Below are 11,785 nucleotides of genomic sequence, written 5' to 3' on the forward strand. Positions count from 1 at the left end.
CTCCGTCCGGGAGGACGAATGCCGCACGACCGTGACCGCGACCAGAGCCGTGACCCACGCCTGCACTTCAGCACCCGGCCGCAGGCCGCCCCCGCCCCCGCCCCCGCTCCCGCCGCGCCGGACGACGGCACCTTCCGGCTCAGCGACCTCGGCTTCGGCGGCGCGAGCGGTACGGACGGCGCGAGCGCCGGGGGCGGTGCGGGCGGCACCGAGGAGCCGGGCGGCGCGACCGTACTCGACCCCGACTCCTGGTCGAGTGAGGTCCCGGAGGCGGAGACCTTCGCGTCCGGGCTGCGCCGCTTCGGGCCCGGGGTGCCCGAAGGGCCCGAGCCGTCCGTCGGCACGGAGCGGACCGCCGCCGTGTGGCACGGCACCGTGCGGCCGGGAGAGCCGGTGCTGCCGCCCGAGGAGCCGCGCGGGAAACGGGCGTTGGGCGGCTGGCTGCTCGCGCTGCTGGTGCTGCTCGGGGTGGTGGCGTATCTGCTGTGGCAGCACTGGCCGGGCTCGGTGAAGGTCGACGGCGTCAGTGTCCGCAACGACACCGCCGTCCAGGGCTGCCACAGTACGGCGAAGGTGGTGGGCACGCTGCGGACCAGCGGGGACGCGGGGACGGTGCGCTACCGGTGGCGGCGCAGCGACGGCACGCTGTCCGACGAGTTGCGGCAGCGGGTGGCGAAGGGGCGGCGCAGCACGGACGTCGTGCTGCTGTGGTCCTTCGACGGCCGCGGCACGCTCCAGGCGACCGCGACCCTCGAAGTACTCTCCCCGCAGCGGCAGTCGGGGTCGTACACCTTCACCTACCGCTGCTCCTGAGGCCGTTGACGCGCGCGGTCAGCCGATCCGCGCCTCCCCGTACGGGAGCAGGCGCACCGGACCGACCAGGCCGTACGGCTGGCGCGGCGATCCGCCGTAGACGCCCGGATCGCTGACGCGCAGCCGGTTGCCGAGGGTGGTGGCGACCTCGACCTCGATGGTGTTGTCGCCCTGCCGCAGCCAACCGCCCAGGTCCACCACGGGGTTGATGTGGTCGACGGGGTCGAGGCGGTGGCCGTTGACCGTCACGCGGCAGGTGTCGTAGACCGTGCCGAGGTCGAGCAGCGCGCCGTGGCCGCCGGTCCAGGCGCGGCCGAGGCGGACGGTGGTGCGGTAGCGGCCGATGCCGGAGACGTCGGCGAGCGCGGGGATGTCGGGCCAGGCGGCGAGCGCGTCGAGGGTGAGCGCGCGGCGCACGACCGTCGTCTCGGTGGCGGTGGCGCCCGGCTGCCAGTCCTCGACGTCCAGCCGCCAGCCCGTGAGTTGGGTGGGCTGCGGCACGCCGGAGATCCGGCTGCGCACCGTGCGGCGGCCTTGGGACAGCTCGGTGACGTACTCGCCGTCGGCGGAGCCGCGTACGGTCAGCCGCCCGTCGGTGAAGAGCACGGTGTCCGCGGTGGTGGACACCGCGTGCGGGCCGCTGCCCGTGCGGTCGCCGAACAGGCCGGGCACACCGAGTGCGACGACCATGGTCTCGCCGGGCTGGAGCGCGACGCGCAGCGTGACCGTGTCGCCGTTCTCGGTGTACGTGCCGATCCGCCGCACGCGTCCGGTCCACAGGTCCAGCAGGTACGGGACGTGGCGGGTGCTGCCCCGGCGCAGGGTCACCTCGTGGTCGACGGCGGCGACCGGCGGCTTGACCGTCTCGGCGTGCTTGCCGTTGCAGAAGTAGAAGTAGTCGACGCCGTCCGCGTACCGGTGGGCGTTGAGCAGCGTGGAACTGGTCGCGTACGAGACGAGCGGTGTCACGCCGAGGTCGGCGAGCGCGGCGCCCACCGCGGTTTTGTCGGTGATCTGCCGGACGCGCGGCTGGGCCAGCAACTGGGCCAGCACCGCGCGCAGTCGGGCGTCCTGGCCGCCGGTGTCCAGGCCGGGGACGGTCGCGGTGCTCCAGTCGCCGAGCAGCACGATCGGCAGCCCGGCCTTGGTGAACGCCAGGAATTTCTCGGCGACTTCGACCGGCAGCGTGCAGGTGGAACCGGCGAAGAAGTCGGCCTCCACGAACAGGGCGCGGTACGCGGGTCCGCCCGCCGCCAGCACCCCGTTGGTCACCCGCGCCGACGGCAGGCTCAGCAGCGGCTCGCTGATGAACTGGTGGTTCCAGCCCAGCGGTATGCCGGTCGAGGTGAACCAGGACGCGCCGATGCCGGTCGCGGTGTAGCCGGTCTGCCGGAAGATCGCCACGTCCTGGCGCGGCTTCCCCGCTTGCAGGACCTGGTGCACACGGGCCAAGTAGCCCGACATGTCGGCGATGTGACGCCATGTCGGATGCCGCGGCCCCCACGACTCCCCGTAGCCGACACCGCCGTGGTACGGGGTGAAGGCCGCGTATCCCGGCCAGGCCACACCGGGCAGGGTCGCGTACGAGAAGCCGTGGATCACCGTCTGGTTGACCCCGGCCGCGTACGCGCCGCCCATCGTGCGCAGGAACTTCTGCCAGGTGGTGCTGTACGCGCCGCCGGTGTACGCGCCCGACTCGCAGGACAGAATGGTGCTGCCCGCCATGTCCCGCCCGCCGGCCAGGCACCGGTAGTCGTCCAGGTTCTTGAAGCCCAGCGACTCGCCCTCGGGGATGTCCAGGAGCGCGGCGGTCGCGATGGCGTCGGTCTGGAGCCCGTACGGCTGCGCGCGCAGCTTCAGTCCGAAGGTGCTCGCCCACTTCTTGATCGCGGTGACGTGGTGGGTGTTGTACAGCTCCGAGACCGTCTGCCAGAAGTCGTGGCGTACGCGGACGGTCAGCGCGGCGCCGTACGCGTAGACCTGGTTGCTCTTGTTGAGCAGCAGCGCGGGCAGGTACGGCAGCAGGTCGTAGCCGCGGCGGCGGGCGAATTCGGCGGGCAGCGCCGGGGTCCACAGCAGGGCGCGCGACTCCAGCTCGATGGAGTCCTCGAAGAGGGCGCCGCCCGCGCGGGCGATCAGCCGGCGCACCGGGCGGGTCAGCAGGTCCGACTCCCAGAAGTCGGTGATCGCGCGGGTGCCGGCGGGGCTGAAGTGGTCCACGACGTACGCGGTCGGCGCGGTGTGCGGCCCCGCCTCGGGGGTCTGGCCGGTGCCGCGCAGCCAGTGGGCGAACAGCAGCCAGGACCCGCCGTCGTCGGGCGCGGTCCAGGCGACGGCGCCGTTGGTGACCGTGCGCGTGAGGTCCACCAGCGTGGCCGGGTCGAGGCCGGTCTCCTTGCGGGTGCTGTTGGCGGTGTCGACGCGGACCGCCTGCACGGCGAGCAGCGTGGCCTTCGTGGCGGCCGGGTCGGCGGCGACGACGGGGGCGGGGACGGGTCCCTCGTAGCGGGCCCCGGCGGCCAACGCGGCGACACCGTAGGCGAGTTCCTGTACGGCGGCCGGGCTGTCCGGGGTGATCGTGGGGACGGCGGTCGGCCAGGCGGGGCCCGCGGTGAGGTCGACGGTCAGGCCGCGGCGGTCGGCCTGCTCCAGCGCGGCCTCCATCCCGGCGACCCAGCTCGCGCTGCCCCAGCCGTGGTGCGCGGTGTCCAGGACGGCCGGGCCGTCCACGCTGTGGTGGACCGCGGCGATCTCGACGCCGCCGAAACCGGCGTCCGCGATCTGGTCGATCTCGCGGCGGATCTCGGCGGGCTCGACCAGCCCGTCCGGCCACCACCAGCGGAATTTGGGGCGGACGGGGGCGGGCGGGGCGCTGAACCAGGAGGCGGAGCCGGGGGCGCCGGGTCGGCACGGGGCCGGGTGCGCGGAGGCGCTGCCCGCCGCTCTCGTCCCTTCGGCCGCGTGCGCGGTGCCGGTGGCGGCGCCCCACGTGAGGGCCGCGCCCGCGGCGGCTCCGGCCTGGAGGACGCGGCGGCGGGCGACACCGGTGTCCGGGCGGCTGTCGTCGGCGTGGCTGGCGTCGTCGGTCATGGTGCGCGTCTCCTCGTATGAAACGTTTTAAGTTCCGGGCGGACGCTATGGCCGATAATCATCAGACGTCAAGGGGGTGGACTTGTCGGATTCATTGAACAGATTCAATCGGGCGGGGGAATGAATGCCGCGGGGCCGAGAGTGGCCACCGTGTCGCGCGCCCGCCGACCCCGCACCGGCCCCGTGTCCGCCCCGCGCCCGGCTCCGCCGTATGGAGGAAAGTTTCATCCGCACTCTGTTCTGCGGTGGTTACTTGGCATTAAGTTCCAACAGCAGCTGCCCGCACGGAATTTGACGCTCTCCCTCACCCCCACCACGGGAGCACACATGTCGGTCCCTGAGCACTTCGCCATGCCCCGCACCGCCCAGTCCCGCACCGCCGAGTCCGGCCCAGCCGAGTCCCCCGCCGCCCTGTCCCGCCGCCGCTTCCTCGCCTCGGCCGCCGTGCTCGGCGCGAGCGCGGGAGCCGTGATCGTCGGCGCCGCGCCCGCCTCCGCCGCGCCCGCCTCCGCTGCGCGGATCGTCCCCGAGCCCAACATGTTCGACACCACGGCGTGGGGCGCCCGCCCGCCGTCCTCCCCGGTCAGCCTGGCCGGGAACAACCCCAACAAGATCGTCGTGCACCACACCGCGTTCGCGAACACCGCCGACTCGGGCACGTCCGGCTCGTTCGCCATCGCGCACGAGATCCAGGACCTGCACATGGACACCAACGGCTGGATCGACACCGGCAACCACTTCACCATCAGCCGGACCGGCATCATCATGGAGGGCCGCCACCGCAGCCTGGAACGGCTGCTCGCGGGCAGCAACATGGTCGTCGGCGCCCACACCGTCGGCCAGAACACGCAGGGCATCGGCATCGAGAACAACGGCACGTACACCTCGGTCGCGCCGCCGTCGATCCTCTACGCCAGCCTCGTCAGCCTCTGCTCGTACATCTGCTACAAGTACGGCCTCGCGCCGACGCAGATCTTCGGGCACCGGGACTTCAACGTCACCGAGTGCCCCGGCGACAAGCTCTACGCGATGCTGCCGCAGCTCCGGTCGGACGTGGCGTCCCGGATGTAGCGGCGGGTCCGCCCGGCGCTGCGCCGGGCTCGCGTGGGTTCGGTGCGGCGCCGGGCGGACCTGCGGGTTCGGCGCGGCGCCGGGCCCGCGCGGGCCCGCCCGGACCCCCGCTTACTGTCGGCCGGATAGGCCCCGCCCTGACCGCAGCCGCGACCCCCGCGCGGGGGACGCCCGTACGGAGGAGCACCATGCCCGCCGCCCGCGCCCCCGGGATCCTCACCTCCGCCCGCGCGGTCCTGGCCAAGGAGGCCGCCGAGTCCCCCGACACCTGGCAGGCCGCCCACGAGTCCCGCATCGCGGCCCTGCTGACGAAGCACGGCGACGAGGACTGAGTACGGCTACGAGGACTGAGCCGGGCGCCAGCCCAGCGCCGGGCCCAGGGCGCCGGCGAGGTCGGTGAGGATCTGGACGTAGTCCTCGTGGGCGAAGGTGAAGGGCAGCGCGAAGGCGACCTCGTCGATCTCGCGGAAGGCGGCGTGGGCGTGGAGGCGTTCGGCGAGCTGGGCCGAGGGGCCGACGAAGTCGGGGGAGAAGAGCATGCGCGCCGGGCCCTGCGGAGCCATGGTGCGCGGCAGGCGCTTGCGGGCGTACTCCTCGTAGCGGGCGCGCTGCGCGGGCGTGGCGCTGTCGGTCGGGATGACGACGAGGCCCTGCGAGACGCGGGCCCGGTCGCCGTCGGGGTGGTGGGCGCGGAAGGTCCTGATGTGGGAGAGCTGGATGTCGGCGAAGTCCGGCGCCGGCCCCGTCACCGCCGCCTCGGCCGCCTTCGCTGACTCCTCCGGATTCTCCGACTCCGCCGCCTTCTCCGACTCCTCCGCCTTGACGACGCTGCTCGTCAGGAAATTCATGCCGTTCTCGCCCGCCCACCGCGCCGACCGCAGGCTCGCGCCGCCGTACCAGAGACGGCCGCCGAGGCCGGGGGAGTGCGGCTGGACGCGGTCGGAGAAGACCTCGATGCCCTCGACGCCGCTGAAGTCGGTGGCGCGCTCGCCGCGTACGAAGTCCAGCAGCCGCCGGACGCGCGGGTAGCCGAAGTCCTCGGCGTCGGCGGTGTCCGGGTAGAGCGCGGGCCCGACCTGCTCGAAATGCGTGGGCGGGCCGACGCTGACGCCGGGGTTGAGCCGTCCGCCGGACAGGATGTCGACCGTCGCCAGATCCTCGGCCAGCCGCAGCGGATTCTCCCAGCCCAGCGGGATGACGGCGGTGCCCAGCTCGATCCTGCGGGTGCGCTGGCTCGCCGCCGCCAGCACGGCGACCGGCGAGGAGATCCCGTACTGGAGGTGCCGGTGCCGCACCCACGCGCTGTCGAAGCCGAGCCGTTCGCCCAGCTCGATGATCTCCAGCGTCGACTCGTGCCCCCGCCGGGGATCGGCCTCGTCGAACAGCCCGATGGTCAGGAAGCCCAGCTTCCGCAACGGCTCGGATTCCAGCGGCACAGCACGCCTCCCACGTTTCCGTCCATACTCACGCCCGCCCGCCGCCCCCGCACTCCGTACCCACCGCGACCTGAGTACGAGCACGGATGATTCGGACACATCCGCGCGGCCACACTGATCCAGGAGCGACGATCACCTACGCGAGAGGCGGCAGCGCCGTGCAGACCAACCATCCCCGTCGGCCCCGGATTCCCGCCGGCCCCCGGCTCACCCTGATCGGACTGTCCCTCGCGGGCGTCGCCTTCATGGGGCTCGGCTCGGCGTGCAGCGTGCAGGACGCGATGTGCTCGGGCGGGGAGTACCCGGTGGCGTCGGTCGGGCCCCCGGCGGGCGGCGGGGCCTGCGTGTCGGACAAGGAGGAGCCGCCGAAGGGCTTCGTGCGCTACCCGAAGGGCAAGGTCCCCCGGCACGTGGACGACACGTGGGACAAGTACTGGCAGGAGCACTCCCTGGACGTCGACGGCAACGAGGTGAAGTGAGGCCCCGCCGCGGGGGCGGGACCTCACCAGGCGTGACGGGCCCGCGTACGGATCGGCGTACGCGGGCCCTGGCGCCTACTTCAGCGTCACCGTCGCCGACGCCGTCAGGCCGCCCGAGGCGACCGTCACCGTGACCGTCCCGCGCCGCAGCGCGGTGAGCGTGGCGGTCGTCGGGTCCAGGACCGCGAGGGTCCCGCGACGGCGCTCGGCGGCCTTGGCCTCGGAGGGCGAGTCGGTCACCAGGACGCCCGCGTCCCCCGACCAGACGACCGTGGCGGGGAAGCGCAGCGGAAAGCGCAGTCCGAACTCGCTGGTGATGCCGGTGGCCGCCAGAGCGGCCGACGTGCCGACGGGCACGGGACCGTCCACCGTCAGCTCGATCCCGTCGATGACCGGGCGGCTCTCGGCCCGCAGCCACTCGCGGGTCCGCGGGCTCGGCTGCCCGGCCCGGATGCGCGCGGGCCTGGGGTCGACGCCGACGTGCATCCAGCCGAAGAAGCCGCCCTGGTCGGGCGAGCTGTACGGCGTCTTGCCCACGGCCGGGGTGGTGACCTCCAGGACGCCGTCGGTCCGCGTGACCGACGCGGTGTGCGCGTGGCCGGTGAAGAGCGCCACCGGCTTGCCGGAGGTCTCCCGGAAGTCGGCCAGCCACTTCTGGAGGAGCCCGGCCTCCAGTTGGTCGGCGAGCTGTGAGGCGCCCGCGCCCGAGGGGTCCCGCAAGGGGTGGTGGAAGGACAGCACGACACCGGTCACCGACCGGTCCCTGGCCGCCTTCGCCAACTCGGCCTGGAGCAGCGGCACTTGGTCCCAGTCCGAGGTCCGCATGTCGCCGGTGTGCGAGTCCAGCAGGATGAAACGGGTCCCCTTGTGGTCGAAGACCTGCCGGTTGGGGCGGCCGGTCACGGCGAGGAACGCGTCGAGGCCGCCGGTCGCGGACAGCCCCGCCTCGTGGTTGCCGGGCGTCCAGTACACCGGCAGCCCGGCCGGTACGTGGTCGCGCAGCAGCCCGTTGGCGAGTGCGAAGTCCTCGGGGTTGTTGTTGTCCACGAAGTCGCCGTTGATCAGCAGGAAGTCCGGCCGGGTCGCGACGGCCTGGCCGAGCGCGGTCACCGCCTGCCGCCCGGAGAAGGAGTCGAGTCCGGCCGCGGCGCTGACGTGCAGATCGGACAGGACCGCGAAGGTCCACCGCCGGTCCGGCAGTCCGCCCTGCTCGACCACGTACGGGTCGGGCTGCGGGGCCTGCGAGGTGTCCGGCCGCTGCCCGACCTGCGCGGCGAGCCCGTCGAAGTCGAGCCGCCCCGCGTTCTTGTTGGTCTGCGACGTCTCCGCGATGTAGATCCGCAGCAGCGTGACCGGCTCCGAGTACCCGGCGGGGAGGTCCCCCACGACCCGCCGCCACCCCGTCCAGTCCACGGTCAGCGCGAGCGTGAACGGCACATTGGTGGTGCCCTGCGAGTACATCATGCAGCGCAGCCAGTGGTTGTTGCCGTCACCGTTGACCCACAGCGCGAGCCGCTTCGTGCCCGTGGGCAGCGTGATCGGACCGCCGCCGGCCACCGCGTACGCCGCCGACGTACTCGTCTGCCCGGTGAAGTCGTACGTGAGCCGCAGCGCGTGGTTGTCGGCCGCCGCGCCCGGCCGGTCGGGGGCCGCGACGAAGGCGACCGACGCCGTGCCCCGCGCGGCCAGCGCCGTCCAGTTCTCGGCCGGCTCGAACTCGGCCAGCGACACGTCGACCAGGCCGACCGTCACGGGCAGCCGCGCCGTCACGTCCCCCACGGTCGCCGTCAGGACGGTGGCCCTGCCGACCGCGCCCGCGTCACCGGTGATCCGGAGGCTGCCGTCGGGCTGCGCGGCCACCGTGATCAGGGCCTTGTCGTAGGCGAGTTGGACGTCACGCGGCGCGACGGGCGCGTCGAAGCCGTCCGCGTCGTATCCGGTCAGGCTGACCGACGCGGTCGCGCCGGGGTCGATGGTGACGGCCCGCTCGGTGAACGCCAGCCGGTGCAGGTCGCCGAGGACCCGCAGTTCGTGCGCGCCGTCCGCGTCTCCGGTACGGGCGCGCAGCGTTCCCGCGCCGGGCTTCCTGGCGCGGAAGACGCCGTCGCGCGCGGTGCCGAGGGAGCCGGGGGAGGCCGACCACCGTACGGGGTCGCGGTGTTCGTCGATCGGCACCGGCGCCCACGTCTCGTCGTAGCCCGCCGCCGCGACGTCCACGGTCAGCCCCGGCACGACGCGGTCGGCGCGCGGGCGTACGTCGAGACCGCGCAGCCGCCCCGAGCCCTCGCGGGCGGCGAAGAGGCCGACGCCGTTGGGCACGGGCCGCTCGCCGCCGTCCGAGGGGGTGTTGACGACCCCGACCCCGGTGTCGCCGGGCCTGCGGGCGACGATCTCGGTGGAGCCGCCGCCGTCGAGCATGAACGCCTCGGTGGCGCCGAGCCGCACCAGCAGCTTGGCGGTGTCGTCGAAGCTGAGCCCGGCGGAGAAGTTGGCCGAGCCGTCGATCGCGACGAGCAGCAGGCGGTGGCCGCCGTCCAGCCACGCGATGGCCGTGCGCGGCTTGGCCGCGTCGTTGCCGGTGCTCGGCGGGAAGTCGATCGCCGTGCCGCCGCGCACCAGCACCTCGCCGCTGCCGAGCGCGGTGCGCAGCGCGACGGGCGCGTTCGTCCGCGGCGCGAAGTCGACGGTGACGGCGTCGCCCGGCTTGGCGGCGGCCAGTTGGGCCGCCGCCGCGCCCCGACCGAGCACGACCACACCGCCGTCCGGCACCGCGGCATCGGTGAGTTGGGCGTTGACGGCGGTGATCTTCCCGCCCGCGACGACGAGTTCGGTGTACGGGCCCGCGTCCTGGATGAGCGTGCGGCGCCCGGCGCCCCACTTCGGGGTGTACGCGGCGACGCCGTCGGCGGGCACCGAGGGCGAGTTGAGGGCGGTGAGCGGCCGTCGCGTCCCGGCGACCGTGACCGTACCGGTGAGCACCAGGTCGGCCAGCCGGGCCACCCGGTCGGCGCCGATCGCCGCGACGGTCGCCGTCTTGTTCGTGCCCTTGCGGAGCGTGCCGTCCTGGATTTCCGGGCCCTCGGCCGCGAAGGTCTCGGTGATGTCGAAATAGTCGCCGTTGACGGCGGCCACGGCGCGCTGCGCGTTCGCCGCCCGGGCGAGCGGACGCGGGTCGCTCACCTTGTCCGCGACGAGGTCCACGCCGACCGACGCGTTGCCGAGATCGGCGTTGAGCACATGGACCCGCGTCCAGCCGGTGCGGCCGAATGTGTCGAAGGAGGTGAGGACGATACCGGGCGCGACCGGGTAGTCCGCGCGGCCCGCCACGAGGGATTCCCCCGGAACGGCCAACTGGTAATTCGGCGGCTTGTATTCGGCGTAACCGGGGTATTTGGCCGATTCCGGCGGAGTGAACGCCGGTGTGCTCCCGACCTGTCCCGATGTGCCCTGTCGGCTCGTTTGCGCGCTCGCGGTTCCGGCGGTCGCGGTGAGTCCGGCGGCGACGGCGCCGACGATGAGGCCGCGTCGCGTTATCCCCGAGGCGGTGCTGGTTTGCTGATTCTCCATGGCGCATCACGCTATTGGTTTTCTCCGTCGATGAGATGAACGAAAACGTAGGTAAGGGCATCGGGTTGCCGGTGCGCGGGCGCATTGCGCCCGAACGGCACCGTGGGCGCCGCCGCCTGCCGCACTTCACGGGGTTGACGCGGGTGCGGTACGTCCGCATTTGGCGGGCACGTCGGGATATTGCCGCCCAGGAGACGGCGCGGCTTTTCAAAAAACACACAGGTCGCTTGCAACCCCTCCCGTTACAGCTGTTAGTTTCGGTCGGCTGCCCCTTCGCGGGGGACGTGGACATCCCTGCGGCCCACCCTCGGCCGCGAAGCCAGCGGAGAAAGACCACGAATGGACTACTGCTACACGTGCCGACGCTCCGTCAACGGGGCTCTGGTGTGCCCGGGTTGCGGTGCCTACGCCCCGGAGACGGACGCGGACCCGGGCTCGTACGCGGACCCGGGCTCGTACGCGGCGCCGGGCTCGTACGCGGACCCGGGCTCGTACGCGGCGCCGGTCTCGTACGCGGACCCGTACGAGCCCGCCGCGTACATACCGGAGCCCTCCGTCTTCCCGGCCGCCCCTGAGGCCGCGCCTGCGCCTTCGGCTAGGGCTGCGGCTGCGGCTGACGAGGAGGGGACGGCGTCCGTCCTCGGGCCCTCCTCGCTCGTGCCCCGCTTGCAGGGCGGACGCGCCGCCCGGCGGCGGCAGTTGGAGCGGTGGAAGAAGAACCGGCGCCGTGCGGGCGTCGCCACGGCGGTGGCCCTCTTCGGCGGCGGCGTGACCGTCGCGTCCATGCAGAACCACGGCTCCGGCCGGGGCACGACGGCGTCCTCGTCGTACGACACCGTGACGCCGGTGACGCTGCGCACGGACAACTCGCAGGCCACGGACCCGACTTCGGCCCCGCACGACAGCGCGCCCGCCACCCAGCGGCACACCCGTACCCCGGCGCTCCCCACGGCCGAGGCGACCCACCCGGCCGCCACCAACGCCGGTACGGCCCCGCTGCCCGCCACTTCCCCGGCCACAGGCCCGGCCCCGTCCACTTCGACGGCTCCTTCGACGCCCCCGTCGACCGGCACGCAAGCGGCGAACCACGGCACCGGCACCGCCGCCGACACCCCCGCGGACCCCGGCACGACGACGACGGCGCCCCCGGCCACCACCCCCGCCGACCCCGCGCCGCCGAGCACGTCCCCCACGACCCCGCCCGCCCACCAGGGCCTGTGCATCCTGATCCTCTGCCTGCCCTGAGACCTCAGGCCAGGACGTGCCCCGTAGGGGGCGGTGCCCTGACCCACCTCCGCCAGAACGTGCCCCGTAGGGGCGCGGGGAACG

8 protein-coding genes are annotated in these 11,785 nt (G+C 73.5%); 5 read left to right on the plus strand and 3 right to left on the minus strand.

What is annotated here, in order from left to right:
• Positions 1 to 18 precede the first annotated feature (18 nt).
• The gene (locus tag ACFZBB_RS15230) at positions 19 to 813 is read left to right on the plus strand and encodes a hypothetical protein (protein ID WP_391121907.1); all 795 of its coding nucleotides are present in this window, start codon (positions 19 to 21) and stop codon (positions 811 to 813) included.
• An 18-nt stretch (positions 814 to 831) separates the two neighbouring features.
• On the opposite strand, the gene ACFZBB_RS15235 is transcribed toward ACFZBB_RS15230, so the two are convergent.
• Positions 832 to 3,903 carry a glycosyl hydrolase gene (locus ACFZBB_RS15235; protein ID WP_391121910.1) on the minus strand — a complete coding sequence of 1,024 codons (3,072 nt, stop codon included), beginning with the start codon at positions 3,901 to 3,903 and terminating at the stop codon, positions 832 to 834.
• Between the two features lie 327 nt (positions 3,904 to 4,230).
• Between ACFZBB_RS15235 and ACFZBB_RS15240 the strand changes: the two genes are divergently transcribed.
• Both ACFZBB_RS15240 and ACFZBB_RS15245 read left to right on the plus strand, forming a co-directional pair.
• On the plus strand, positions 4,231 to 4,974 hold the full coding sequence (locus tag ACFZBB_RS15240) for an N-acetylmuramoyl-L-alanine amidase (RefSeq protein ID WP_391121913.1): 744 nt from the start codon (positions 4,231 to 4,233) through the stop codon (positions 4,972 to 4,974).
• 188 nt (positions 4,975 to 5,162) lie between these two features.
• On the plus strand, positions 5,163 to 5,306 hold the full coding sequence (locus tag ACFZBB_RS15245; protein ID WP_391121916.1) for a hypothetical protein: 144 nt from the start codon (positions 5,163 to 5,165) through the stop codon (positions 5,304 to 5,306).
• A 6-nt stretch (positions 5,307 to 5,312) separates the two neighbouring features.
• Here ACFZBB_RS15245 and ACFZBB_RS15250 read toward each other — a convergent pair whose 3' ends face one another.
• Entirely contained in the window at positions 5,313 to 6,410 is a 1,098-nt protein-coding gene (locus ACFZBB_RS15250) for an LLM class flavin-dependent oxidoreductase (protein WP_391121920.1), read from the minus strand.
• Between the two features lie 158 nt (positions 6,411 to 6,568).
• Between ACFZBB_RS15250 and ACFZBB_RS15255 the strand changes: the two genes are divergently transcribed.
• On the plus strand, positions 6,569 to 6,889 hold the full coding sequence (locus tag ACFZBB_RS15255; RefSeq protein WP_391121923.1) for an SCO0607 family lipoprotein: 321 nt from the start codon (positions 6,569 to 6,571) through the stop codon (positions 6,887 to 6,889).
• A gap of 75 nt (positions 6,890 to 6,964) precedes the next feature.
• On the opposite strand, the gene ACFZBB_RS15260 is transcribed toward ACFZBB_RS15255, so the two are convergent.
• On the minus strand, positions 6,965 to 10,456 hold the full coding sequence (locus tag ACFZBB_RS15260) for a phosphodiester glycosidase family protein (RefSeq protein WP_391121926.1): 3,492 nt from the start codon (positions 10,454 to 10,456) through the stop codon (positions 6,965 to 6,967).
• Positions 10,457 to 10,795: 339 nt separating this feature from the next.
• On the opposite strand from ACFZBB_RS15260, the gene ACFZBB_RS15265 reads away from it, so the two are divergent.
• Positions 10,796 to 11,701, plus strand: a complete 906-nt coding sequence (locus ACFZBB_RS15265; protein WP_391121929.1) for a hypothetical protein — start codon at positions 10,796 to 10,798, stop codon at positions 11,699 to 11,701.
• Positions 11,702 to 11,785: the final 84 nt, after the last annotated feature.

This window comes from Streptomyces sp. NPDC008139, assembly GCF_042957025.1.
GTDB lineage: Bacteria > Actinomycetota > Actinomycetes > Streptomycetales > Streptomycetaceae > Actinacidiphila.